Annotated in this window: 25 protein-coding genes; 15 read left to right on the plus strand and 10 right to left on the minus strand. The window is 47.9% G+C overall.

Translation table 11 applies throughout. From position 1 onward, the window contains the following. Positions 1–11 precede the first annotated feature (11 nt). Genes era through rarD form a run of 4 tightly spaced genes read left to right on the plus strand, consistent with a single transcriptional unit; the run spans position 12 to position 3,014 of the window. Entirely contained in the window at positions 12–902 is an 891-nt protein-coding gene (era, locus tag GGR41_RS00425) for a GTPase Era (protein ID WP_167660173.1), read from the plus strand. Next, positions 895–1,488, plus strand: coding sequence for a DNA repair protein RecO (recO, locus tag GGR41_RS00430; protein ID WP_167660174.1), 594 nt, complete (start codon positions 895–897; stop codon positions 1,486–1,488). The genes era and recO overlap by 8 nt, the downstream gene beginning before the upstream one ends. Beyond that, entirely contained in the window at positions 1,475–2,065 is a 591-nt protein-coding gene (locus GGR41_RS00435) for a PIN domain-containing protein (protein WP_167660175.1), read from the plus strand. The genes recO and GGR41_RS00435 overlap by 14 nt, the downstream gene beginning before the upstream one ends. A 40-nt stretch (positions 2,066–2,105) precedes the next feature. Beyond that, the gene (gene rarD, locus GGR41_RS00440) at positions 2,106–3,014 is read left to right on the plus strand and encodes an EamA family transporter RarD (protein ID WP_167660176.1); all 909 of its coding nucleotides are present in this window, start codon (positions 2,106–2,108) and stop codon (positions 3,012–3,014) included. A 61-nt stretch (positions 3,015–3,075) separates the two neighbouring features. Here rarD and GGR41_RS00445 read toward each other — a convergent pair whose 3' ends face one another. The 3 genes from GGR41_RS00445 to GGR41_RS00455 all read right to left on the minus strand — a co-directional run bounded on the left by GGR41_RS00445 (position 3,076) and on the right by GGR41_RS00455 (position 5,782). Further along, positions 3,076–3,777, minus strand: coding sequence for a Bax inhibitor-1/YccA family protein (locus tag GGR41_RS00445; protein WP_167660177.1), 702 nt, complete (start codon positions 3,775–3,777; stop codon positions 3,076–3,078). A 78-nt stretch (positions 3,778–3,855) separates the two neighbouring features. Next, positions 3,856–4,290, minus strand: coding sequence for a DNA polymerase III subunit chi (locus GGR41_RS00450; RefSeq protein ID WP_167660178.1), 435 nt, complete (start codon positions 4,288–4,290; stop codon positions 3,856–3,858). 1 nt (position 4,291) lies between these two features. Next, positions 4,292–5,782 (minus strand): leucyl aminopeptidase, encoded by a 1,491-nt coding sequence (locus GGR41_RS00455; protein WP_167660179.1) that lies wholly within the window; start codon positions 5,780–5,782, stop codon positions 4,292–4,294. A 54-nt stretch (positions 5,783–5,836) separates the two neighbouring features. On the opposite strand from GGR41_RS00455, the gene lptF reads away from it, so the two are divergent. The 3 genes from lptF to GGR41_RS00470 all read left to right on the plus strand — a co-directional run bounded on the left by lptF (position 5,837) and on the right by GGR41_RS00470 (position 8,444). Continuing rightward, entirely contained in the window at positions 5,837–6,946 is a 1,110-nt protein-coding gene (lptF, locus tag GGR41_RS00460) for an LPS export ABC transporter permease LptF (RefSeq protein WP_167660180.1), read from the plus strand. A 92-nt stretch (positions 6,947–7,038) separates the two neighbouring features. Next, positions 7,039–7,980 carry a CysB family HTH-type transcriptional regulator gene (locus tag GGR41_RS00465; RefSeq protein WP_167660181.1) on the plus strand — a complete coding sequence of 314 codons (942 nt, stop codon included), beginning with the start codon at positions 7,039–7,041 and terminating at the stop codon, positions 7,978–7,980. A gap of 134 nt (positions 7,981–8,114) precedes the next feature. Beyond that, positions 8,115–8,444, plus strand: coding sequence for a DUF2325 domain-containing protein (locus GGR41_RS00470; protein WP_167660182.1), 330 nt, complete (start codon positions 8,115–8,117; stop codon positions 8,442–8,444). Between the two features lie 59 nt (positions 8,445–8,503). On the opposite strand, the gene GGR41_RS00475 is transcribed toward GGR41_RS00470, so the two are convergent. Further along, on the minus strand, positions 8,504–9,139 hold the full coding sequence (locus tag GGR41_RS00475; RefSeq protein WP_167660183.1) for a C40 family peptidase: 636 nt from the start codon (positions 9,137–9,139) through the stop codon (positions 8,504–8,506). Between the two features lie 242 nt (positions 9,140–9,381). On the opposite strand from GGR41_RS00475, the gene GGR41_RS00480 reads away from it, so the two are divergent. Then, the gene (locus GGR41_RS00480; RefSeq protein WP_229711091.1) at positions 9,382–10,653 is read left to right on the plus strand and encodes an MFS transporter; all 1,272 of its coding nucleotides are present in this window, start codon (positions 9,382–9,384) and stop codon (positions 10,651–10,653) included. A 45-nt stretch (positions 10,654–10,698) separates the two neighbouring features. Here the strand turns inward: GGR41_RS00480 and GGR41_RS00485 are convergent, their stop codons facing one another. Both GGR41_RS00485 and GGR41_RS00490 read right to left on the minus strand, forming a co-directional pair. After that, positions 10,699–12,345: an electron transfer flavoprotein-ubiquinone oxidoreductase gene (locus tag GGR41_RS00485; RefSeq protein ID WP_167660184.1), complete on the minus strand. Its 1,647-nt coding sequence runs from the start codon at positions 12,343–12,345 to the stop codon at positions 10,699–10,701. A gap of 184 nt (positions 12,346–12,529) precedes the next feature. Then, positions 12,530–12,997 (minus strand): MaoC family dehydratase, encoded by a 468-nt coding sequence (locus GGR41_RS00490; RefSeq protein WP_167660185.1) that lies wholly within the window; start codon positions 12,995–12,997, stop codon positions 12,530–12,532. A 502-nt stretch (positions 12,998–13,499) separates the two neighbouring features. Here GGR41_RS00490 and GGR41_RS00495 point away from each other — a divergent pair. The 7 genes from GGR41_RS00495 (at position 13,500) to ftsB (ending at position 21,089) form a co-directional block, all read left to right on the plus strand. Next, positions 13,500–14,192 carry a CoA transferase subunit A gene (locus GGR41_RS00495; protein WP_167660186.1) on the plus strand — a complete coding sequence of 231 codons (693 nt, stop codon included), beginning with the start codon at positions 13,500–13,502 and terminating at the stop codon, positions 14,190–14,192. 10 nt (positions 14,193–14,202) lie between these two features. Further along, positions 14,203–14,856, plus strand: coding sequence for a 3-oxoacid CoA-transferase subunit B (locus tag GGR41_RS00500; protein ID WP_167660187.1), 654 nt, complete (start codon positions 14,203–14,205; stop codon positions 14,854–14,856). 63 nt (positions 14,857–14,919) lie between these two features. Beyond that, complete coding sequence (locus tag GGR41_RS00505) at positions 14,920–16,731, plus strand: aminopeptidase P family protein (RefSeq protein ID WP_167660188.1); 1,812 nt, start codon at positions 14,920–14,922, stop codon at positions 16,729–16,731. A gap of 67 nt (positions 16,732–16,798) precedes the next feature. Next, the gene (locus GGR41_RS00510; protein WP_077733634.1) at positions 16,799–18,448 is read left to right on the plus strand and encodes a CTP synthase; all 1,650 of its coding nucleotides are present in this window, start codon (positions 16,799–16,801) and stop codon (positions 18,446–18,448) included. A 51-nt stretch (positions 18,449–18,499) separates the two neighbouring features. Next, positions 18,500–19,342, plus strand: coding sequence for a 3-deoxy-8-phosphooctulonate synthase (kdsA, locus tag GGR41_RS00515; protein WP_167660744.1), 843 nt, complete (start codon positions 18,500–18,502; stop codon positions 19,340–19,342). 112 nt (positions 19,343–19,454) lie between these two features. Next, entirely contained in the window at positions 19,455–20,741 is a 1,287-nt protein-coding gene (gene eno / locus GGR41_RS00520) for a phosphopyruvate hydratase (protein WP_077733632.1), read from the plus strand. 51 nt (positions 20,742–20,792) lie between these two features. Continuing rightward, the gene (gene ftsB / locus GGR41_RS00525; RefSeq protein WP_167660189.1) at positions 20,793–21,089 is read left to right on the plus strand and encodes a cell division protein FtsB; all 297 of its coding nucleotides are present in this window, start codon (positions 20,793–20,795) and stop codon (positions 21,087–21,089) included. Here the strand turns inward: ftsB and GGR41_RS00530 are convergent. The 4 genes from GGR41_RS00530 to GGR41_RS00545 form a co-directional block, all read right to left on the minus strand. Next, on the minus strand, positions 21,065–21,805 hold the full coding sequence (locus tag GGR41_RS00530; RefSeq protein WP_167660190.1) for a TadE/TadG family type IV pilus assembly protein: 741 nt from the start codon (positions 21,803–21,805) through the stop codon (positions 21,065–21,067). The genes ftsB and GGR41_RS00530 overlap by 25 nt on opposite strands. A gap of 136 nt (positions 21,806–21,941) precedes the next feature. After that, positions 21,942–22,859: an Hsp33 family molecular chaperone HslO gene (hslO, locus tag GGR41_RS00535; RefSeq protein WP_167660191.1), complete on the minus strand. Its 918-nt coding sequence runs from the start codon at positions 22,857–22,859 to the stop codon at positions 21,942–21,944. 22 nt (positions 22,860–22,881) lie between these two features. Next, the gene (locus GGR41_RS00540) at positions 22,882–23,400 is read right to left on the minus strand and encodes an RDD family protein (protein WP_167660192.1); all 519 of its coding nucleotides are present in this window, start codon (positions 23,398–23,400) and stop codon (positions 22,882–22,884) included. Positions 23,401–23,503: 103 nt separating this feature from the next. Further along, the gene (locus GGR41_RS00545) at positions 23,504–23,641 is read right to left on the minus strand and encodes a hypothetical protein (RefSeq protein ID WP_159436829.1); all 138 of its coding nucleotides are present in this window, start codon (positions 23,639–23,641) and stop codon (positions 23,504–23,506) included. Positions 23,642–23,669 lie beyond the last annotated feature (28 nt).

Consider the following 23,669-nt stretch of genomic DNA (forward strand, 5'->3'; position numbering starts at 1 on the left):
TCGATAAAATTATGAGTACACCTGAATTTAAATGCGGTTTTGTTACCGTAGTAGGACGTCCAAATGTGGGGAAGTCCACACTAACTAATGCCTTGGTCGGCGCTAAAATATCTATTGTGTCGCGTAAAGCACAAACCACGCGTCACCGCATTCATAGTGTTTTAACACGTGAAAACGAGCAGTTTGTGTTTGTTGATACGCCTGGTTTCCAAACGCGCCATGGCGGGCTCATGAACCGCATGATGAATCGTGTGGTCACACAATCTTTAACCGATGTCGATGTGGTGCTACATGTAGTCGAGGCAGGCAAGTGGAATGCAGGTGATGAACAGTTAATACCTCTGTTACCCAAAGACGCTCACGTTATCCTCGTGATCAACAAAGTCGATTTAATTAAAAACAAAGCCGATTTACTGCCCTATATCGCTCAGGTTAGTGCTCAGTTTGATTATGCGGCTGTCATCCCTATCAGTGCTGAACGGGGTGTGCAGCTTGATACTCTCTTAGATGAAATCGCACGCTTTTTGCCTGTTAACGAGCCGATGTTTGACGAGGACACCCTCACAGATCGCTCCATGCGTTTTATCGCTTCAGAAATCCTTCGCGAAAAAGTGTTTCGCTTAGTCGGAGACGAACTCCCTTACGGTTGTGCTGTCATGATTGAGCAATGGGATGAAAACGAGTCCGGAGCCCGCATCGCTGCCTGTATTCTGGTCGAGCGCGAAGGCCATCGCCCCATTTTATTAGGCGCTAATGGCACGCATATGAAACGCATTGCCACCGAGGCACGTCAAGACATCCAAAATCTACTGGAAAAGCCGGTGTATTTAGATGTGTACGTAAAAGTGCGCAAAGGTTGGACCGAACGCGAATCGACCCTACGTGAACTAGGGCATGAGTAAACGCCAACGTGTAACAGAAGCACCAGCCTATTTATTACATGCGGTGGCTTGGAAGGAAACCTCCCTCATTACACAAATGTTCAGCCGCGATCATGGCATCGTGGCCTTAGTAGCCAAAGGTGCAAAGCGTCCTTATTCTGCATTAAAGCCTGTGTTGTTGAATTTTCAGCCCCTCTTGTTATCATGGAGTGGGGCCAACGAGGTTAAAACGCTCACCAAGGCAGAAATCACAGGTTTGCACCCGTTAGCAGGGCGTAATTTAATGCCGGCTTGGTATATGAACGAATTGATCATGCGTTTATTACCACGTGAAGACCCTCACCCTATGTTGTTTGACCAGTATAAAAATGCATTGCAGCGCTTGGCAGCGGGCAGCGCGACGACGGCGCATGTCTTACGGCAGTTCGAGTGGGTGTTATTACAAGAGACAGGTTATGGCATGGATGAACCATTGCCTGACTTTTTAGATCTGGATAACGAAAGCGCGTTGCGACAACGTTTACGCGAGCGTATCGACTATTTACTTGGCCGACCCTTGCGTACACGAGCCGTATTAATGGAGCTCCAGCATTATGGGCGATCCTAAGTCTAATACGGAGGTAGTCGTATTAGATACGTGCATTCTTATCTCTAACGTATTGCGTTTTTTAAGTTTAGGTCTAGCACAAGCTGGGCACTTTCAGCCAGCATGGAGCCCACATATCCGTGAGGAGTGGTTGCGCAATGCGTCGCGCTTATGGCAGGTGGAACGCTCTCGACTTGAAGTAGACTGGCAGCGTTGGGAAAGTGTATTTCCTCTTGCTAACCAAGGTATCGTGCATGGTTTTCAAGAAGGGCTTAAATACAGCGATCCTAAAGACTGGCATGTGATTGCGGCGGCTCGTGCGGCTCAAACACACTTTGCAGACCGTTCTGTTAGTATCCTAACTAAAAACAGCAAAGACTTTAATCGTAGTGAGCTCAAGCGTTTTGGTATAACACGTTGGGCGCCAGACGCATTTTTTTGTGCTCTTTGGCCTCAGGCCGAGGCTGACCTATGCCTCTTGTTGCAACAGTTGCCCCAAGCTGTGTGCGCGCCTGACAAAGCCGTCTTGCCAACCCAGGCTTTATTAAAGCGTGAGCGCTTATTTGATTTAGCTCGTCTTTACGCTCAAGCCGTTTAATTGCCTCACCTCTCAATTTGATTTCCCTGTTGGAGTGCTTATGAAGCAAGGTATTGCCTTATCGGTCGGTGCCTCTTTTTTATTTGCTGTGGTTTATTATTACGCTACGCTTTTAGAGCCTATGACGGGAACAGAGCTATTTGTCTGGCGGATTGTATTAGGTGTTCCAGCTTTGGCCGTATTAATTACACAGCTTCGTGCATGGGAAGAAATTAAACAAGTAGGTATGCGCTTAATTAGCGACGTACGGTTTTTTCTGTTTATGGTGATTTGCGCTGCCTTATTTGGCATTCAAATGTGGTTATTTGTTTGGGCGCCAGTACATAATAAAGCGTTAGATGTGGCATTAGGGTATTTTCTTTTACCATTGACGATGGTGGTTATAGGAAGCCTGGTTTATAAAGAAAAGCTTAGTTGGCCTCAAAAAATAGCAGTGGCTTTTGCTGTGGTGGGTGTATTGCACGAGTTTGGGCGCACTTATTCGTTTTCTTGGGCAACGGCGTTAGTAGCGTTCGGTTATCCGCCTTATTTTATGTTGCGCCGCTATTTGCGGTTGGGTGCCTTGGCTGGTCTGTGGTTTGATTTTAGTTTTTTGCTTGCCCCCACACTCTATGTATTAGTTAGCCAAGAACAAAGTGTTATGCACACATTTTTAAATGCGCCGCGCTTTTTTTGGCAAGTTCCTTTATTTGGGTTTTTAAGCTCTATTGCGTTAACGTTTTATCTCAGCTCAAGCCGTTTATTGCCCTTGGGTTTATTTGGCTTATTGGGTTATGTAGAACCTATTTTGTTATTTTGGGTGGCGTTCTTATTAATTGGAGAGCCTATTGAGCCAGGGGAGTGGTGGACATACATCCCAATATGGATAGCGGTAGGCATTATAGTAAGTGAAATTACGTGGCGCTTATATAAAGATTGGCGTAGCGGTCGTTTAAAAATAAAAACTTAAGTCATATAAAAACAGAACGCCTCGCAGAAGCGAGGCGTTAGCTGTTTTAGACTAGATAGTGTTATTCGCGGTCGCCACCTAAAATACCAAATAGTGCCAAAAGGTTGCTAAAGATATTATAGAGACTTAGGTAAACCGATAAGGTTGCGCTGATGTAGTTGGTTTCACCGCCATTAATAATGCGCTGTAGATCGACTAGCAGAAAGGCAGAAAAAATAGCAATGGCCATGACCGAAATAGTCAGCATTAGGGCTGGCATTTGCAAAAAGATATTAGCTAGGGCCGCTAAAATAAGAATAACAGCACCAATAAAAAGAAACTTTTGCATGCCGCTAAAATCGCGTTTGCTGGTGCTGGCAATGCTAGCCATTACCCCAAATACAGCCGCTGTCCCGCCAAAGGCGAACATGATGAGCTGAGTACCGTTGCTCATGCCCATCACAAAGCCCACCAGCCGTGACAGCATAATGCCCATAAAGAAAGTAAACGCTAAGAGTAGCGCCACACCGACAGAGCTATTTTTATTGCGTTCAATCAGGAACATCATGCCAAATGCACCCACAAGAAACACGATAGCACTGAGCCCTGGGCTAGAGCCTAGAGCATACGTGATGCCGGTGGCTAAACCTAGCCAAGCCCCTAACACCGTAGGGATCATGGATACGGCTAATAGTAAATAGGTGTTGCGTAGCACGCGGTTACGCATGGCCACGCTGGTAGTGCCTCCGTACTGGGAGGGCATATCAGGACGATAGGGATTCATAATATTTCCTTAGCAGCATAATTGAATAAAATAAGCATAGCTGACAATTAGCTGAATGATCAAGCACAACCGTGCGTATTAAGACGGTGACAATTGATGAGCTCGCACATCAAATTGCCACTGCTGATATTGGCGCCAACGTTGGCGAGCGGCGTGTTTGTCTTGCTCTTGCTCGGACACAATCTCGAGTATGCGTTGAAACTGTGCAGCAGTAGGAGGGCACTGAGTATCAAGGTTGAGCAGCCACGAGGGTTCGGTAGTGCTGTGCGGTTCAGGTGCGGTATAGGTCAACAGAATAGGGGTTTGCGCAGCTAATGGATGCTGAATGCCGACATGAGGAATAAATGCCGTCGGTTCAAACCCCCACAGCAACCGATCAAAGCGAGCCAGAGCGCGTTTATCAGAATGGTAAATAATTAATTTGCGCCCAGCTATGTAGTGTTTGCGAACCACCTGACAAGCGGTGCGCAAACGATGGGGCGCGCCGAAAGCAAAGTCGACGCGAGTTGTCATATTAAGCCGTTTGGTTAATTAAGTATTGAACTAATAAAGGCACGGGGCGCCCAGTGGCCCCTTTGTTAGCACCGCTAGACCAGGCGGTACCCGCTACGTCTAAATGAGCCCATGGGTAGCTTTCAGTAAAGCGTGCTAAAAAACAAGCTGCGGTGATAGAGCCAGCACCCGGTGTACCAATATTCGCAATATCAGCAAAGTTTGATTTTAGCTTGGCTTGGTACTCGTCGGTAATAGGCAGTTGCCAGACGCCATCATTGGTTTGTTGGCTGGCCTCTTTGATTTGTTCAGCTAAGTCATCGTTATTACTAAATAAACCACTGTTAATATCGCCTAAGGCCACAATACATGCGCCTGTGAGAGTGGCAATGTTGATCACTGCAGCCGGGTTGAAGCGTTCTGCATAGGTAAGCGCGTCGCACAATACGAGGCGGCCTTCGGCATCGGTGTTCAGAATCTCAATGGTTTTACCAGCCATAGAGGTGACGACATCACCGGGTTTATTCGCGCGGCCACTCGGCAAGTTTTCACATGCTGCAATGATCCCGATAATCTCACGGTTTAGACCTAGCTCGGCGACTGCACGCATGGCGCCAAAAACGCTGGCGGCACCACCCATGTCATATTTCATCTCATCCATATTGGCAGCGGGTTTGAGAGAAATACCACCGGCATCAAAGGTTAAGCCTTTACCTACGAGCACAAGCGGAGCTTCATCAGAGGGCGTACTAGGCGTATGTTTAATAACGATAAAGACGGGCGGTTCGTCTGAGCCTTTTGCTACGGAAAGAAAAGAACCCATTTTTAGGGCTTCAATTTGTTTGCGCTCGAGGACTTCGACTTTAAGTGAGTCGTACTGATTACCCAGGTTTTTGGCTTCTTGGGCGAGATAGGTAGGAGTACATATGTTAGGCGGTAAGTCGGCCAATAAACGGGTAAAATTAACCCCTTCTGCAATGGCTTTACCTTGCTTGAAACCGGTTTCCACTTCGGCCTCTAGAGTTGAGGCAGACCAAATGGCAGCCCGTTCAATGCAAACAGGCGCCTCGTCTTTTTTGCTTAGGGTGACATCGTATTTGTAATTGGCATAGCCCAATGCTTGAGCAGCAGCTCGACTGCGATCAGCTAGGTTGCTATCTGCGGTGTCAATGCTAGCTAGCGTGGTAACAACTTCAGTAATAGAGGCGGCTTTGGCATACTGGGCGAAAGTGGCCTCGGCGGCAGCGTGCGCTTTGGCATTGTATTTGTCTTTATCACCTAGGCCGATAATGACTACGCGTTTAGCAGCCACTCCGTTAAGATGGCGCAATACCAAAGAGCTTTTGGCATCGGCTTTAAACTCTGACTCTAGCACTGAACGAATAGCACCACCGCTGGCTTGGTCGATTTGCTCGGCCGCAGGGCTGAGGACTTGGTTCTTAAATACCCCGACAGCTAAGGCTTCTGTGTTAATTTGAGCTAAATTCGTTGAAGTTTGTGTGCTAAATTCCATAATCGTTCCTTTAAAAACTGGCTTTTTGCCTCTGTTATTACTCTATTGTCTCATATGTCTTTATTTAAACGAGCCGTTATCGCAGAAATTCTCAGTCATGTAGGGGTTGTGCTGTCGACTTTGCTGATTGTATGGATCAGTGTGCTCTTAGTGCGCTTGTTAGGCGAGGCCGCAGGCGGCAATATTGGTGCAGAGGTGGTCATCAGTTTAGCGGTGTTCTCTAGCATTACGGCTCTACCCGTTATTTTAACGGTATCGTTATTTATTGCGGTCCTTAGTACGGTGACACGTAGTTTTAGAGAATCTGAAATGGTGGTGTGGTTCACCAGTGGGTTGTCATTAAAAGACTGGATTAATCCTATTTTGCGCTGCGCTATTCCCATGGCCGTATTAATTGGCTTAGTGACTTTCTATGCGGCTCCGTGGGCATACCGGCAAATGTCTGAGTACCGACAACGTTACGAGTTACGTTCTGACTTAAGTAAAGTCACCGTAGGCCAATTTATTGAAACAGAGAACGGAAGCCGAGTATTTTTTACGGAATCTCCAGAGCGCCCCGAAGATGAGCTAGGTCAGGTTGTGGCACGGGTTATCGATGAGGAAGGGTGGATTAATGTCATCAGTGCGGACAGCGCCCATGTAGAAACAGCAGAAAATGGCGACCGGTTTTTAGTTTTAAACGAAGGGCAGCGCTACGACATTATGCCGGGCCAAACTCAGCTGCGTTTAGTTAACTTTGAGCGCTATGGGGTGCGTTTAGAAAGCAAAGACGACCAAAGCAGTCCAGAGTCAATACGGGCTAAAGCAGAGCAACAAATTAAAGGCCGGCCCACGCAACAATTAATAGCAGATCAAACGGAAAAGTCATGGGCACAGATCATGTGGCGTTTGGCTTTACCTTTAGCGGTCATTAATCTTTGTCTGCTTGCTATCCCTTTAGGCGCCGTTAATCCCCGTTTAGGTAAATCTGGCGACATTATGTTGGCAGGGTTAATAGGCTTGTTGTATATGAATTTAATCAACTTATCACGGGGGTGGATAGCAAGTGGTACCTTGCCTTTTGGTATAGGGGTATGGGCGGTACACGCTGTGTTTGCCTTGTTAATGACATATTTGTTTTGGCAACGTTTACGATTAAAAGTACCGAGAAAACAAGCGGCTTAATGCGTATTTTGCTGTTAAGTTTATAGCTAATAGTAATTATAACTTCGGTCTATATTCAATATAATAAGATTATAACTACGGGGGCTTCTTAAATGAACTTACAGCAATTTCGATTTGTGCGTGAAACCATACGCCAAAATTATAACCTCACCGACGCAGCTCGCGCGCTTTACACCTCACAACCTGGGGTGTCCAAAGCGATCATCGAATTAGAAGATGAGCTAGGAATTAAAATTTTCGAACGTCACGGTAAACGCCTAAAAGGCTTAACTCGTCCTGGTGAGGCTGTAGCAGAAGTAATAGACCGCATTATGCGTGAAGTCGATAATTTACGTCGAGTCAGTGATGATTTTGCTCGCCATGACGAAGGCGCTTTAGTTATTGGTTGCACACATGCCCAAGCTCGGTATTTGTTGCCTAAAGTCATCCCTAACTTCAGGGCACGCTTTCCAAAAGTTCATATGTCGTTAGCCGAAGGCAGTCCACCTGCCTTAGCACAAATGATCTTGCACGAGCAAGCCGACTTAGCCATAGCAACGGAAACTCTATCCAATACACCAGGGTTAATTACGTTGCCTGTGTACTCATGGCAACATACTGTAGTGGTGCGCCCAGACCATCCTTTGGCGGATTTACCCTCTAACCATGCCGAAGCACTGAATCTCCAAGAGTTAGCTAAATATCCTATTGTGACCTATGACCATGCTTTTTCAGGTCGAAGTGCTATAGACGAGGCCTTTGAGAATGCCGGGGTTGTCCCTGATATTGTGTTGGCAGCTTTAGACGCTGATGTAATTAAAACATACGTAGATGTGGGTTTAGGTATAGGTATTATTGCTGGCATGGCGTTCGATCCCCGTCGTGATAAAGGGTTGGTAGGACTTCCCGCGGGGCATTTGTTTGGCACCCACCAAACCCGTGTCGCTGTCAAAGAGGGCACGTTTATGCGTGATTATTTATATGTGCTGCTTGAAATGCTGAACCCTGACTTAGAACGTGATGTGGTCGAGGCCGCTCTCGATCGCACCGAGTAGGCTTCTTTTCGCCTATTTACTCTGTACCCTAAGCTAACTGAATCCAGTTAGCTTATTTTTTATTCACTGCCTATTTGACAACGCAAATGAGAATGATTATCATTTGATTTCAAATCATCGAGTGGAGACTGGTTATGTCGCAACGTGTAAGTGCTGTTATTGTCGGGGCTGATCGCTTGGGAAATATTCCAGCCCTACTTCAAACTCATAATATCAAGGTCAAGCAACACATTAGTGGTCGCGATCCGGCGCATCAAAAAAAGACCTTAGCCTTGCCCTCTGGCACCCAACTATTGATTTTATTAACGGATTTCTTGGGCCATAATGTCATGAAGACCTTCCGCGCTGCAGCCCAGCGTTCAGGAATCAAGGTAGTGGCTTGTAGACGTTCAGTGTGCAGCGTTAAGGCGGCACTGCAACAAGAAGGTTTTTGTGAAGACTGCCCTTATAAGTCATTGCATTGATAAGGGTATAGATACAAAAAAAGCAGCCATGGTTAGGCTGCTTTTTTAATGGGTAAGGCTTAGCTATTAGTGGAGTTGGCGCTAGATAAACGGCGAGCCCCGTTGTAGCGTTTTTTCCAATAAGCAATGGTCATGTCTTCGACGCGTACCACAGAACCTGTACGGGGCGCGTGCACGAATTTGTTATCACCCAAGTAAATACCGACATGCGAATACCGTTTACCACTGGTATTAAAAAAGACTAAGTCGCCTTTTTGAAGATTTTGCTTGTTGATGTTTTTACCTAGACGGGCCATTTCGGCTGAGGTGCGCGGTAATTTTAAACCGAGCGATTTTTCTGCAACGTAGTTAACTAAACCACTACAATCAAAGCCGTTGGATGGCGCAGTGCCCCCGAAACGGTATTTCACACCTAAAAAATCCAGTGCCGCATTGGCAAAGTGATGTTGTGAGTTTTTTGGGGTGTCGTGGGGTTTACTGTAGGTGGTAATGACATCAGAGCGGCCGCGGTTGGCTAAATAAGCACCCAGTGGGTCGGCCTGTGTGTCGTAGTGGTATTCTTTACTGAGCTGAGCGAGTAGTGCTTCGGCTTCGGCGGAGTCAGGTCCTTGGGTGGTAGCGCAACCGGTTAAAACCAAGACAGCGATAACTAAACCAAAGCGGACTGGGCTTAGGAGACGGAGTAGTGATGACATAAGATTATTGACTGTTATGGCTTGCTTTGTTGGTGGGACAAATCAGAACGTTGTGTGGTTACAAAATGAAAACAAAGACAACTTCTGGCAAATTGAACAATACCAACGTAGCAGTTTACCTAAGCTAAAGAGATAGGTAAACCGTAAAAGCCCTAACTAGACAGATTTTCTGTAAATAAATGCATTTAAGCTGTTAACTTCGGGTTATTTGCAGCAACCGTAGAAAAAAGTAAAGAGAAAAAATGGAAATAAAACGTGTCTTAAATCCCGAGGTCAAGCCGAAAGAATTATATGCTTGGGCGATGTATGATTTTGCCAATTCTGGCTACACCACCGTCGTTATTACTACAGTATTTAGTGCTTATTTTGTAAGAGTGGTAGCACAAGAGTATGAGTGGGCTACCTTGCTTTTGACCTTAACCTTATCGGTCTCTTATTTGTTGTTAATGCTCACTTTACCCGCCATTGGGGCTAGCGCCGATCGTTACGGCAGCAAAAAGCTAGTGTTGTTTTTTAGTACCTTATTGTGTGTGGTTGCCACGGCGTGTTTAGCCTTTTCAGGGCCAGGCTATGTGGTGTGGGCTGTGGTGTTCTTGCTACTTTCTAATTATGGGTATGGGCTAGGCGAGGCATTCATTGCCTCATTTTTACCTGAAATCGCTAAGCGTGAAGCCTTAGGCCGCGTTTCAGGGTGGGGGTGGGGGTTTGGCTACTTGGGTGGGATATTGACCCTAAGTTGCGCTATTTTAATTGTGACTTTTTTTGACCAACAAGGCCTGGGGCCAGAGTACTCGGTGCCGTGGGTAATGATTGTGACAGCGGTGGTGTTTTTGGTGATGGCATTGCCAGCTCTGGTGTTTTTGCGTCAACGTCAACGCCATGGTGCTCAGTCGCTTGCCTCGTCATTTATTCTGCGCCGCGTTTGGCTAAGTTTGCAGCAATGTCGATTTGAGCAACCCAATCTTTTTCGGTTATTGGTATGTGGTGCCTGGTATCACGCAGGCATAGCCGTGGTGATTACACTCTCATCGGTGTATGCCACCCAAGTCATGGGTTTTAGCATGCAGCAAACCATGATGTTAATTTTTACGGTAAATATTGCTGCAGCCGTCAGCGCCTTAGCGTTTGGGCACGTCCAAGATAAAATTGGCCATAAAAATGCATTAGCCTTGACCTTATGTGGTTGGTTGGTGATGGTGGCAATTGCTGCTACAACGCATTCCCTTGGCGGTTTTTGGCTCGCAGCAACCTGCGCAGGCTTATGTATTGGTAGCAGCCAAAGTGCTGGTCGCGCCATGGTAGGGGCTCTGGCACCGAATGAGCGTTTAGCCGAGATGTATAGTTTGTGGGCCTTTGCCTTGCAGCTTGCTGCCATTGTAGGCCCGCTTGCCTATGGGCTGATTACGTGGATGAGTGCGGGGAATCATCGCTTAGCGTTGGCATGCACAGCGGTATTTTTTCTAATAGGGCTGTGGCGCTTACGTACTGTGCAGTTCGACCCCGTAAATTATTAATAGATAAAGGCCGAGCCTAAAGCAATAGGCTCGGCCTTTGTGTCTTTACATACCGCTGTAAACAGGCCCTTCGCCCCCTTGTGGCACAACCCATACAATATTTTGTTTGGGGTCTTTAATATCACAGGTTTTACAATGCACACAGTTTTGCGCATTGATTTGCAGGTGGTCCGCGCCGGATGCATCTGTAATAAATTCGTATACCCCTGCAGGGCAATACCGGCTCTCGGGCCCAGCGTATTCCGCTAGGTTAACGCGCACCGGTACATTCGGATCTTTTAGTGTGAGGTGAACGGGTTCGTCTTCCTCGTGATTCGTATTGGATAAGTACACAGAGCTTAATTTATCGAAGGTTAATACTCCATCTGGCTTGGGGTATTCGATAGGGGTACATAAGGCAGCTGGCTGTAGCGCGGCGTGATCGGGTTTGTGATTGGCAATAGACCAAGGCATTTTGCCTTTCAATACCCATTGTTCAATCCCCGTCATCAACGTTCCGACGGTGCGTCCTTTTTTAAACCACTGTTTAAAATTGCGTGCCTTATTGAGTTCTTCGTATAGCCACGAGCGTTCAAACTCGTGCGTGTACGCACTAAGCTCATCGTGTTGACGACCCGCACTAATGGCGGCAAAGGCGGCTTCGGCGGCCAGCATGCCAGATTTAATGGCAGCGTGACTGCCTTTAATACGGGATGCATTTAAAAACCCAGCCTCGCAGCCCACCATAGCACCGCCGGGGAACACAAACTTGGGCAACGCCAACAAGCCGCCAGCGGTCAGCGAACGCGCACCATACGCAATACGTTTGGCACCATTAAAAGTAGGCTTAATAGCTGGATGCGTTTTGTAGCGTTGGAATTCCTCAAAGGGCGAAAGCCATGGGTTAGCATAATCAAGCCCTACGACTAAGCCGACCACGACCAAGTTATTGTCTAAATGATAGAGAAAAGAGCCGCCATAGGTATCGGCATCTAAAGGCCAGCCTGCTGTGTGCATAACCAAGCCTGGCTGTGACTGGGAAGGATCGACCTCCCACATTTCTTTAATGCCAATGCCATAACTTTGGCTATTTTTACCTGCGTCTAATTTAAATTTTTCAATTAACTCACGCCCTAGGTGGCCTCGGGAACCTTCGGCAAAAATGGTGTACTTGGCGAGTAGCTCCATGCCGGGCTGATAATCCGGTTTGTGGGTACCATCTCGTGCCACGCCCATGTCACCGGTCAACACACCACGTACCGCACCGGCTTCGTTATACAGAACATGGGCAGCTGCAAAGCCAGGGAATATATCAATCTCGAGCGCCTCGGCTTGCTCGGCCAACCATTGAGTGACCGCGCCCAAACGCACCACATAATTACCCTCGTTTTTAAGGCAGTCAGGTAAAAGCCATGGTGGGGTACTCTTTGCTTTAGTTTCAGTTAAAAATAAAAACTGATCTTGGGTAACTTCTACGTTTAACGGGGCACCGCGAGCTTGCCAGTCGGGAATAAGCTCGTTGAGTGCAATTGGGTCCATGACGGCCCCTGAAAGAATATGAGCACCAACCTCTGCGCCTTTTTCTAATACACAGACGCTGAGTTCTTGGTTTTTTTCAGCGGCAAGCTGTTTAAGACGAATAGCGGTGGATAATCCCCCTGGGCCAGCCCCTACGATGACTACGTCGTATTCCATCGATTCACGTTCAGACATGGGTGTTCTCCAAGACAAAGAGTTAATGTTTTTATGATAATAGAACGAAATGAGCAAATGATTTAGGATCGTAAGCTAACTTTATTCCTAGCTCTAGCACCCCAAACTCTAATTTTTGAATCAGGTTAGCATACTGTTCGGCTTTGTTTTGGCCGTCAATTAATTGAGCGCAGCTATAATCAAGTCATTTTGATGGGTTTGGCGGCAGATTATGGCTAGGGCGACGTGTAACCCGTGTTGTGGCGCTGCCTGTCATGACCACATTGCCTTTAACGCTGCACACCGTTTCTAACTTTACGCGGCGTCGTTGCAGATTAATTTCAAGCACAGTAACGGTGGCTGTTACGGTATCTCCAATGTGAACGGGCGCTATAAATGATAGGTGTTGATCAATGTAGATAGCGCCAGGCCCAGGTAAACGTGTACCTAAGACACCCGAAATTAAACTGGCACTGAGCATGCCATGGGCAACACGTTGGCCAAAAAAAGACTGGGCGGCGTAGTCAGCATCAAGATGAAGCGGGTTGGTATCACCGGAAAGCCCCGCAAACAGCACAATATCTGTTTCAGTGATAGTTTTAGTAAAAGAGGCACTCATGCCTATTTTGAGGTCTTCTAGGTAATAACCATGTAAGGGATCAGGACAGTTCATTGTTCACTCTTTATCAATATAAAGGCATGTAACATAATGTACGTGTTGCGGCGTGAAAAGGAAAGACTGACACGGCGTAAGCACAGGTTTTACCTTTACCGCCGTTGTCACGACTTAGCGCCCCGAGTATGATTGGCTTATGAAACGCCTTCAAGCCTTCAAATTCAACTGATGCCCACCGGTGAACAGCAGCGCAACAGGCGCTGCTTCGCCAGTTTGGATCGGCGCGATCAATGTGGTAGGGGTGGGATACGCCCAATTAGCTTGTGCAAAGACTGCGCCTGCGGCTAGGGGCGCTGGGCCAAGAGCCCACCAAAGCAAGTCAGGTGACCATCACCTGAACATCGTGGGGAATCCTCGTCCTTTAAGTCCAGTTGGGTGTTAATTTCAACTGTATATACTCATACGTAGAAAGAGTTTGCTGCAAAGCAGCAACTAAACAAATAAACTAAGACACATCATTGCTGTTTTTTGAGCACATATTTATAGAGGAGCTGTCATTATGGATAAGGTCTATGCCAGTGCTGCCAAAGCCCTTGAAGGCTTAGTAGCAGATGGGCAAACCATCGGTGTGGGTGGGTTTGGCTTGTGTGGAATTCCTGAAGCGCTGATTGCGGCCTTACGCGATACAGGTGTCAAGAATTTAACCTGTGTCAGTAATAATGCAGGGGTCGATGGCTTCGGCTTGGGTCTTTTACTGGAAACCAGACAAATAAAAAAAATGATCTCTTCCTATGTGGGCGAGAACAAAGAGTTTGAGCGTCAGTATTTAGCCGGAGAGCTTGAGCTAGAGTTTACTCCCCAAGGCACATTGGCCGAGCGTTTGCGTGCAGGAGGGGCGGGCATTCCGGCTTTCTTTACGGCGACGGGGGTAGGAACCATTGTGGCCGAAGGCAAAGAAGTCCGCGAGTTTGAGGGCAAGCAATACGTTATGGAACGCGCCATAATGCCCGACGTTTCCCTGGTGAAAGCGCACATTGCCGATCGCAGCGGTAACCTCATCTTCCACAAGACCGCTCGCAACTTTAACCCTAATGTGGCTCAGGCGGGTCAAGTTACGGTGGTTGAAGTCGAGAAGATTGTCGAAGTGGGTGAGCTAGACCCGGATCACATTCATTTGCCTGGCATTTTTGTACACCGTATTGTGTTGAACGAAAATCCAGAAAAACGTATTGAACAGCGCACCACTCGCTAGGAGGCTAAAAATGGCTTGGACCAGAGAACAAATGGCAGCACGAGCTGCCCTAGAGTTAGAAAACGGCTTTTACGTTAACTTAGGCATTGGCATGCCTACCTTGGTGGCTAACCATGTACCGGAAGGGATGCAAGTATGGTTGCAGTCTGAAAATGGCTTGTTAGGTATCGGCCCTTTCCCTACAGAAGATGAAGTCGACCCTGATCTTATTAACGCAGGCAAGCAAACCGTTACGACCCTACCCGGTTCTTCCTTCTTTTCCTCGGCCGACTCATTTGGCATGATTCGTGGTGGTAAGATTAACTTAGCCATCCTCGGCGCTATGCAAGTATCAGAAAAAGGCGATCTAGCCAACTGGATGATTCCTGGCAAAATGGTAAAAGGCATGGGTGGGGCCATGGATTTGGTTGCAGGTGTAGGGCGGGTAGTGATTCTGATGGATCATGTCGCACGCGCTAAAGACGGCACGGAATCCATGAAAATTCTACCCGAGTGCACCTTGCCTTTAACAGGCGTCGGTGTGGTCGATCTGATCATTACAGATTTGGGTGTGCTCGAAGTGACTGAAACGGGGCTAAAAGTTTTAGAGCTAGCCGATGGGGTCACAGCCGAAGAAATTCAAGCGAAATCAGGTGTGACCTTAGACGTCTCAGTGGTCGCTTAATTCATTGTGTGTTTCCAAACAGGCACGCATGTTGACGTGCCTGTTTGTTTTTATGAGTCATATATGTCTGTTCATTTCTCTCGTCTACAGGCGTTGCGTCAAGTCATGCAGCGCGCTGGAGTGGACGCTTACGTCGTTCTAAGCGCCGATCCCCATTTATCTGAGTATCTTCCCCCACATTATCAGGGCCGAGCCTGGTTAAGCGGCTTTAAGGGGTCAGCAGGCTCGATAGTGGTGACGGCCGAGTTCGCGGGGGTGTGGACTGACAGTCGCTATTGGGTCCAAGCGGCAGACGATTTAATTGGCTCTGGCTTTGAGCTAATGCGTTGGGGTGCTCCAGACGTACCCGATATGATGGAATGGGTAGCGCAGCATTTACATCCAGACCAAGTCATTGCTTACGATGGTCAAGTTATGGCCTTAGCGCAGTCCAGAGCGTGGCACGATCTGGCGCAAACGCATCAGCTTAAGCTTGATGAATCCAAGGACTTATTGGCGTTAATTTGGCCTGATCGCCCCCCTTTGCCCCAATCAACAATTCAAGTGCATGCCGCTCCATTTTGTCAGCGTACTCTAGAGGAAAACGTCCAAAGTGTACGGACTGCTATGCAAGATCTAGGGGCTAGCGCGCATTTATTGTCGAGCTTAGATGATATTGCTTGGCTTTTGAATTTGCGTGGCAGCGATGTGATGTATAACCCGGTGTTTATGGCACATGTGTTGCTCACTGTAGACCAGGTGGTGTTGTTTGTGGACCCAGACAAACTGTCGAACGAGGTTCAAGACCACTTAACTCAGCACGCTGTTAGCGTGCTGCCGTATGAACAGTTAGCCCTAGCCTTAGCGGCTTTGCCTCATTCTACTGGGTTACTGGTAGCGCCCCATGCCGTCACCGTGGGCACATTGGCAGCAGCGCCTCAGGTGCACCTCCTTGAGGCGCCTAACCCATCGACCTTAGCTAAAGCACTAAAGTGCCCTGCAGAAATCCAGCAGGTACGTCAAACCATGGAAGCCGATGGGGCTGCCTTGTGCGAGTTTTTTGCTTGGTTTGAGCACACCATTCAACAGCGACCCATCACCGAGCTAGAGGTGGATGAACAAATTACTGCCGCGCGCGCACGTCAACCCCACTTTATTTCGCCCAGTTTTGGTACGATTGCTGCGTTTGGCCCCAACGGCGCTATGCCGCACTACCAAGCCACCGCCGAATCCTATGCCACTATCGACGGCGATGGTTTGCTGCTGATTGATTCAGGTGGACAATATTTAGGCGGCACCACGGACATTACCCGTGTTATTCCAGTTGGTACGCCCACTAACGAACAAAAGCACGATTACACCTTAGTATTAAAAGGCATGATTGCTCTATCACAAGCCGTATTTGCAAGCGGGGTGACAGGGCAGCAGCTTGACATCCTAGCCCGTATGCCGCTGTGGCAAGCTGGGGTCGACTTTGGGCATGGTACCGGTCATGGCGTGGGGTATTTTTTAAATGTGCACGAAGGCCCACAGTCGATTTCTTGGCGCACCCGCCCCGGTAGCCAACCCGTGGCGATGCAACCCGGCATGATCACCTCGAATGAACCAGGGTTATATAGAGCAGGGCAATGGGGCATTCGCATTGAAAACCTCATTGTGTGTGTGGAGCATTTACACAACGAATTTGCTGAGCTTTACGCCTTTGAAACCTTGACCTTATGCCCTATTGATACGCGCTGTATTGATACAGCGTTGTTAACTCCACCCGAGCTACACTGGCTAAATCAGTACCACCAGCACGTGCGCGAGCGTTTAGCGCCACGTTTGACGGGCTCGGCTTTACTGTGGTTAGAGCAGGCAACTCAACCTTTGGCTACAACAAATTGTTCCAACTAGGCCGGTCTAACCGTTATAATTCAAATTTCCAGTTCTTGCCTGATAAACGTCAGGATTGCTATTCATAATGACCACCAAATACGTATTTGTTACCGGAGGGGTTGTTTCCTCCTTAGGTAAAGGTATTGCGGCTGCCTCCCTCGCCGCCATTCTTGAGTCACGTGGTTTACGCGTGACCATGCTGAAGCTCGACCCCTACATTAACGTAGATCCCGGTACCATGAGCCCTTTTCAGCACGGAGAGGTATTTGTTACCGAAGACGGCGCTGAAACTGACCTCGATTTAGGCCACTACGAGCGTTTCATCACAACGCGTATGCACAAGCTCAATAACTTCACTACGGGTCAAATTTATGAAACCGTACTGCGTAAAGAGCGTCGTGGGGACTACCAAGGGAAAACGGTTCAGGTGATCCCTCATATCACAAACGAAATTCAAGACTCTATTGCCCGAGGCGCAAAGGCCGCGTTTAATGGCGAGGCAGATGTAGCGATCGTTGAAATTGGTGGTACGGTTGGTGATATCGAGTCATTGCCGTTCCTCGAGTCTATTCGACAAATGCGTTTACGCTTGGGGCGCAATAACACTGCACTGGTTCATTTAACCTTAGTGCCGTTTATTCCTTCCGCAGGCGAGCTTAAAACCAAGCCCACGCAGCACTCTGTACAAAAATTGCGTGAAATTGGTTTGTATCCTGATGCGATTTTATGTCGTGCCGACCGCGAGATTCCTGACGATGAACGGGCCAAAATCTCTATGTTCTCTAGCGTGCCTTTAGATGCCGTGATTTCAGTGAAAGATGCGGAAACCATCTATGAAATCCCCTCTATGTTGCACAGCCAAGGACTAGATAATTTGGTATGCGATGCGTTGGCGCTATCACCGCCACCGGCTGATCTCAGCATGTGGGATCGCTTAGTGCATACCTTGAAAAATCCCAAACACGTAGTACGTATTGCCATGGTAGGTAAATACGTGGACTTAACTGAATCGTATAAATCGTTGTCCGAGGCATTGACGCACGCCGGGATTCATACAGAAACCCAAGTGCAGATCGAGTACATTGACTCTGAAGACATCGAAGAAAACGGCACAGGTTGTCTCGAGGGCTTTGACGCCATTCTGGTGCCGGGCGGCTTTGGTAAGCGCGGTACAGAAGGCAAGATTCAAGCCGTACGTTTTGCGCGCGAAAATCAAGTTCCTTACTTAGGTATTTGTTTAGGCATGCAATTAGCAGTGATCGAATACGCACGTCACGTAGCAGGTTTAGGTGGCGCTAACAGTACCGAGTTCGATCCTTCCGCTGCACACCCTGTCGTCGCATTAATTACCGAGTGGAAAGACCGCGAAGGTCGAGTAGAGCACCGCTCTGGCGATGAAGACTTAGGTGGGACCATGCGTAAAGGCGCCCAAGAATGCCCGGTCAAAGCAGGCACACGGGCTTATGATATTTATGGGCCTATTGTTAATGAACGCCATCGTCATCGGTTCGAGGTTAATAACGTGTATGTACCTCGTCTCGAAGAGGCCGGCCTAGTTATTAGTGCCCGCACCCCCAATGAAAGTCTGCCCGAAATCATGGAGCTACCGACAACTGTGCACCCTTGGTTTATGGGCGTGCAATTCCATCCCGAGTTCACCTCAACACCGCGCGATGGTCACCCGCTGTTTATCAGCTATATAAAAGCTGCGCTTGCCCATAAAGCCCATTCGTAATCGTTTCATCATGCACCGCTTTATGCGGTGTATGTTTTTGTGAGAATGATAATGGAATTATGTGGTTTTACCGTTGGTATAGACCAACCCTTTTTTTTAATCGCTGGCCCGTGTGTAATTGAGTCCCGGCAAATGGCGATCGATACGGCCGGTTACCTTAAAGAGCTCACCGACGAATTAGGTATCCCTTTTATTTATAAAAGCTCGTTCGATAAAGCGAACCGTAGCTCGGGGGCATCTTACCGTGGTCCTGGCCTTATAGAAGGGCTGCAAATCCTAATTGATGTACGTGAGCAGTTGGGTGTGCCTGTACTAACCGATGTGCACGAGAAAGATCAGGTCGATGATGTAGCCGCTGTGGTCGATGTGCTTCAGACCCCGGCTTTTTTATGTAGACAAACTGACTTTATTCAAGCCTGTGCTGCCACCCTAAAGCCCGTCAATATTAAAAAAGGGCAGTTTTTAGCGCCTCATGATATGAAACACGTGGTCGACAAGGCCCGAGCCGCCGCATTAGACGCAGGCGGAGACGGCGACACCATCATGGTGTGCGAGCGCGGTACCTCGTTTGGTTATAACAATTTAGTGTCCGATATGCGTTCGTTAGCAATTATGCGTGAAACGCACAGTCCAGTTGTGTTTGACGCTACCCATTCGGTGCAGTTGCCAGATGGGCAGGGCGCTACCTCTGGCGGCCAGCGTGAGTTTGTTTCTGTCTTAGCACGTGCAGCGGTGGCCGCCGGCGTGGCCGGGTTGTTTATGGAGACCCACCCCAATCCTGATCAAGCGCTTTCCGATGGCCCCAATGCCATACCCCTAGAGCAAATGGCTACCTTACTGCGCCACCTAAAACAGATAGATACGACGGTAAAAGCCTCTGATATGTTGGATTAACACTGCTATTTCTTAAGGCTGGTTGTACAATAGGGGCAACATTATTTCCTAAGCGTAATTTTTACGTTTTTCATTTATTAGCGTTATTGCTGTACAGCAAGGACTACATTTCATGAGTGCTATTGTAGATATTATTGGTCGCGAAATTTTAGACTCGCGTGGCAACCCGACGGTAGAGTGTGACGTATTACTAGAGTCCGGTGCGATGGGGCGTGCGTCTGTGCCTTCCGGGGCTTCCACAGGAACGCGCGAAGCGCTAGAGTTACGCGATGGCGATGCGGCCCGTTACTTGGGTAAAGGGGTGTTGCGTGCTGTCGAAAACATTAACAGCGATATTGCCGAAGCATTAATTGGCTTAGATGCGCAAGAGCAAAACTTCATTGACCAAACCTTGTTGGATCTAGACGGTACCGAAGACAAAAGTCGTCTGGGCGCTAACGCCATGTTGGCAGTAAGTATGGCGGTAGCACGTGCTGCTGCCGATGATTGCGGCCTGTCGTTATACCGTTATTTTGGGGGCAGTGGCGCTATGCAAATGCCCGTCCCTATGATGAACGTAATCAACGGTGGTGCGCACGCTAACAATACACTCGATATGCAAGAATTCATGATCATGCCTATCGGTGCAAAAAGCTTCCGTGAAGCCTTACGTATGGGCGCCGAAGTCTTTCACGCTTTGAAAGATTTAATTCACGCTCAGGGCATGTCTACCGCTGTAGGCGACGAAGGAGGCTTTGCTCCTAACGTGGCTAACCACGAGGCTGCCATCCAATTAATTCTTCAAGCCATTGATAAGGCGGGCTACGAAGCCGGCACGGAAATTGCATTGGCTCTAGATTGTGCAAGCTCCGAGTTCTACCGTGATGGTGCTTATCATCTCGAGGGCGAGGGCGGTATCAGTCTCAATGCCACGCAGTTGGTTGATTTATTAGAAAGCTGGTGCGATAAATACCCGATTGTTTCTATCGAAGACGGCATGGCAGAAGACGATTGGGAAGGTTGGAAAATCCTGACTGACCGCTTAGGTAAAAAAGTACAGCTAGTCGGCGACGATTTATTCGTAACCAATACCAAAATTTTGCGTGAAGGGATCGACCGTGGTGTTGGTAATTCCATTTTGATTAAAATTAACCAAATTGGTACCTTAACAGAAACCTTTGCTGCCATCGAACTAGCTAAACGCTATGGCTATACGGCTGTTATTTCGCATCGTTCTGGTGAAACCGAAGACTCTACGATTGCAGATATCGCAGTAGCCACCAATGCCATGCAAATTAAAACCGGTTCATTATCCCGTTCCGACCGTATGGCTAAATACAACCAGTTATTACGTATCGAAGAAGAGCTTTCTGGCGTGGCCTCCTACCCAGGTCGCGATGCTTTTTATAACCTACGTTAATAAGGGTTAAAGCAAAGGGCTGTTGCTTCAGCCCTTTGTTGTCGCTTCATTATGCGTTTGATTTTTATTTTTCTCTTGGGCTTATTGTTCTACTTTAATTATGAGCTATGGCTTGGGGATAATGGCGTAAGCCGTATTGCTGAATTACAAACTAAAATTAATGAACAGCAAGAACTCAATGACGCTTCGCTGGCGCGTAATAACGCCATGTCCGCCGAAGTTCAAGACTTGCGAGATGGTTCTTCGGCCATCGAGGAACTGGCCCGCTTAGAGCAAGGCATGATCAAACAAGGCGAAGTCTTTGTGCAAATTTTAGGCACAAATCAAAAAAGTGGCCCACAACAATGATCCTTATCGCACTGCGCATCGGTTAATAAATTGGGCGGTGTAGTGGGTGTGGGTCTCCATGCATCTAAAGCAGGCACTGTGCTTTGCCACCCTAGCGAGCGTAACGGCGTTGTGGCGGATGAAAGCTCAGCCATTGCCTGATTAAATGCCAAAGCCTGACGTTGCCCTGTATAGGAGGTGGGTTGATCTGACTGCATCGGTAGTTGAACAGTGGTTACGATAGGAATAAAACCGCGCTCAGCCAAGGCGTCGTGCGACGCTTGCTGCCAATGGTGCGCCCAAGCGACCACCGTACGCACTAAAGGCGTGAGGGGTTTGTGAGCATACAGCAGTTTTAACACTAAGGTATTTTGATCAAAAATAGCGCTATTGCCTGCAGAAAACTGTAAAGCCTGATAGTTATTGCGTACGGGTGTAGTGGCTTGAGCCAACGTAGAGTGGTGTATTTGCCAATAAGTTTGTGGTGAAGGACGTACAAATGAGCGTAGAGCTTGGAGTTGCTCTTCAAAGGCCTGCTGAATAATTTGCGGATGGGCCTGTTGTGTGACGGCAATGCGAGCGGTATTGAATAAGGCCTGATTGAGGGCTTGTCTAAGCAATAACCAGTGGGCGCTTTCGATCAGGCCTAAAAATATTAAGCAGAAAATCAGTAAGCTGAGACTGCTTTCAGTCAGCGTGGCCCCCAATTGCGAACGAGTATAAGTTGTGCATGTCATACGCCTAAGTATGCAAGCTAGGCCGTAGGGTGCGTAGCTGCGACTTATACCTGGATGAAAATGCCCTTAGGCTGCATGGCGCGGGGATAAAAAAAACCCTGTGGGTAAAACAGGGCTTTTAAAGAGAGATAACTATTTAGTGCAGGGTTTTTTTCGATTCGGGCTGATCGGATTTAGCAATAAAGAGTTGTGCGCTATCTACAGCGTCAAAATGATAAGGCTTGCCACAGAAGTTACAGGCCACCTCGATGTACTCTTGCTCGGTCAAGATCGATTCGATTTCCTCACGACCTAGCATTTGCAGCATGTCAGCGACGCGCTCGCGCGTGCAGGGGCAATGCCACTGTAACGCGGTGGGTTCGAGCTGTAAAAGGTCCTCTTGCCAAAACAAGCGATGAATCAGCTCGGCTGCAGGAAGCTCAAGTAGCTCTTCATTTTTAATGGTTTGCGCTAACTGCTGCGCACGCTCCCAACTGGGCTCCTCGGGGGCTTCGGTGCCTTCGATAGAGCCGCCTGTACCGGGCAAGCGCTGCAATAATAAACCATTGGCTTTATGAGCATCCGCCGCTAGGAAGATTTTTGTATCTAGCTGCTCTGAGTGCTTCATGTAGTTTTCTAGCACCTCAGCTAAGTTGTCGCCTTGCAGAGGCACAATACCTTGGTAAGGCTGCATATCCGTACCCGGTTTGGGCTCAAGTACAACAATAAAGCGGCCGTTATCGTAGGTGTTCAGCAAGGTTTGCAACGTGGCGTCCTCGGGGATAACTGCATCCTCGCGCAGAGTAGCAGTGGCACGAATCTCAAATTGGGATGTGCATTCGACCACCATCAACGCAATGGGGCCATCGCCCTGAGCTTGTAGTACTAGGGAGCCATCTAGCTTTAAATTCCCGGCTAAAAGCACGGCAGCTGCAGCGAGCTCGCCCAATAAATTACGTACACTTTCTGGGTAGTGTTGGTGTTCGAGGCCGGTTTGCCATGTCTGTTGGAGTTCTACGGTTTGAGCGCGGGTCAGCTGGTCAGCGAAAAGGTATTTATTCAGTTGATCTGTCATGGTGATAGCGGAAAAAAGAGTCTTATTGCTTTATATGGGGACGAAGATCCACAATTCGAGTCCCTGCTAAGCGATCATGTAAAAAAAGCGTGTCAGGATCGACCCATGTCCAGATAAACAGGCTGAGTGGAGTAAAAACAATAAAAAGAAGCAAGGCAGGTTGGTGAACAGCTGCCGCCGCAAAATGCAGCGCTAGTGCAAACACTAATGGAATAACCCACATTAGCAGATAGCGGTATAGAGCTCGTAACCAGCTGGGCTTAGATCCATCTGCCATCTGCAAACGCATATGCCAGGTTTTCATAGGCAGGGTTTGACCCGTGCGCCGCCAACACAATAAAAAATATAAGCCGATACTTAAAAATAAAATAACCTGACGCGCATCGCGCAAGAACAACGCATGACGACTTTGGGTAAGGAAGTCAAAGAGCAGCAACACACCAAAGACGATACCGAAGAGCAAAATGCCTTCGTACACCATGCATAAAAAGCGGCGCCAGCGGGAGGGGGTGGGGAGGGGGAAAAAAGCTTCAGCAGACATAGCGAAATTATAATCCAACTCGCTGTGATTTAGGGGCTAGGAGGAGAAACTAACCCAAGCGACCACTGAAGCCTAAAGGAGATTTACTTCACAAAAAAAAGCGTTACGCAAACAACTGTTTAAACCAAGCTTTTAGCATTAGTAGCGGACGTAAACGGTCTTGGTGCTCTACTGCACTTTGAATAAGACGACGCTCAAGGTCATCAGTTAAGAGCATATCATTAGAATGTTGGTGATACATAATAACCACGCATGTTGAAATAAGGATT

This window comes from Paenalcaligenes hominis (assembly GCF_011927625.1).
Classification (GTDB): Bacteria; Pseudomonadota; Gammaproteobacteria; order Burkholderiales; family Burkholderiaceae_B; genus Paenalcaligenes; species Paenalcaligenes hominis.

Excerpts from the sequence above, each read along its gene's own strand:
- era (WP_167660173.1), top strand. The coding sequence starts at position 12 with ATGAGTACACCTGAATTTAAATGCGGTTTTGTTACCGTAGTAGGACGT.
- recO (WP_167660174.1), top strand. The coding sequence starts at position 895 with ATGAGTAAACGCCAACGTGTAACAGAAGCACCAGCCTATTTATTACAT.
- GGR41_RS00435 (WP_167660175.1), top strand. The coding sequence starts at position 1,475 with ATGGGCGATCCTAAGTCTAATACGGAGGTAGTCGTATTAGATACGTGC.
- rarD (WP_167660176.1), top strand. The coding sequence starts at position 2,106 with ATGAAGCAAGGTATTGCCTTATCGGTCGGTGCCTCTTTTTTATTTGCT.
- GGR41_RS00445 (WP_167660177.1), bottom strand. The coding sequence starts at position 3,777 with ATGAATCCCTATCGTCCTGATATGCCCTCCCAGTACGGAGGCACTACC.
- GGR41_RS00450 (WP_167660178.1), bottom strand. The coding sequence starts at position 4,290 with ATGACAACTCGCGTCGACTTTGCTTTCGGCGCGCCCCATCGTTTGCGC.
- GGR41_RS00455 (WP_167660179.1), bottom strand. The coding sequence starts at position 5,782 with ATGGAATTTAGCACACAAACTTCAACGAATTTAGCTCAAATTAACACA.
- lptF (WP_167660180.1), top strand. The coding sequence starts at position 5,837 with ATGTCTTTATTTAAACGAGCCGTTATCGCAGAAATTCTCAGTCATGTA.
- GGR41_RS00465 (WP_167660181.1), top strand. The coding sequence starts at position 7,039 with ATGAACTTACAGCAATTTCGATTTGTGCGTGAAACCATACGCCAAAAT.
- GGR41_RS00470 (WP_167660182.1), top strand. The coding sequence starts at position 8,115 with ATGTCGCAACGTGTAAGTGCTGTTATTGTCGGGGCTGATCGCTTGGGA.
- GGR41_RS00475 (WP_167660183.1), bottom strand. The coding sequence starts at position 9,139 with ATGTCATCACTACTCCGTCTCCTAAGCCCAGTCCGCTTTGGTTTAGTT.
- GGR41_RS00480 (WP_229711091.1), top strand. The coding sequence starts at position 9,382 with ATGGAAATAAAACGTGTCTTAAATCCCGAGGTCAAGCCGAAAGAATTA.
- GGR41_RS00485 (WP_167660184.1), bottom strand. The coding sequence starts at position 12,345 with ATGTCTGAACGTGAATCGATGGAATACGACGTAGTCATCGTAGGGGCT.
- GGR41_RS00490 (WP_167660185.1), bottom strand. The coding sequence starts at position 12,997 with ATGAACTGTCCTGATCCCTTACATGGTTATTACCTAGAAGACCTCAAA.
- GGR41_RS00495 (WP_167660186.1), top strand. The coding sequence starts at position 13,500 with ATGGATAAGGTCTATGCCAGTGCTGCCAAAGCCCTTGAAGGCTTAGTA.
- GGR41_RS00500 (WP_167660187.1), top strand. The coding sequence starts at position 14,203 with ATGGCTTGGACCAGAGAACAAATGGCAGCACGAGCTGCCCTAGAGTTA.
- GGR41_RS00505 (WP_167660188.1), top strand. The coding sequence starts at position 14,920 with ATGTCTGTTCATTTCTCTCGTCTACAGGCGTTGCGTCAAGTCATGCAG.
- GGR41_RS00510 (WP_077733634.1), top strand. The coding sequence starts at position 16,799 with ATGACCACCAAATACGTATTTGTTACCGGAGGGGTTGTTTCCTCCTTA.
- kdsA (WP_167660744.1), top strand. The coding sequence starts at position 18,500 with ATGGAATTATGTGGTTTTACCGTTGGTATAGACCAACCCTTTTTTTTA.
- eno (WP_077733632.1), top strand. The coding sequence starts at position 19,455 with ATGAGTGCTATTGTAGATATTATTGGTCGCGAAATTTTAGACTCGCGT.
- ftsB (WP_167660189.1), top strand. The coding sequence starts at position 20,793 with ATGCGTTTGATTTTTATTTTTCTCTTGGGCTTATTGTTCTACTTTAAT.
- GGR41_RS00530 (WP_167660190.1), bottom strand. The coding sequence starts at position 21,805 with ATGACATGCACAACTTATACTCGTTCGCAATTGGGGGCCACGCTGACT.
- hslO (WP_167660191.1), bottom strand. The coding sequence starts at position 22,859 with ATGACAGATCAACTGAATAAATACCTTTTCGCTGACCAGCTGACCCGC.
- GGR41_RS00540 (WP_167660192.1), bottom strand. The coding sequence starts at position 23,400 with ATGTCTGCTGAAGCTTTTTTCCCCCTCCCCACCCCCTCCCGCTGGCGC.
- GGR41_RS00545 (WP_159436829.1), bottom strand. The coding sequence starts at position 23,641 with ATGTATCACCAACATTCTAATGATATGCTCTTAACTGATGACCTTGAG.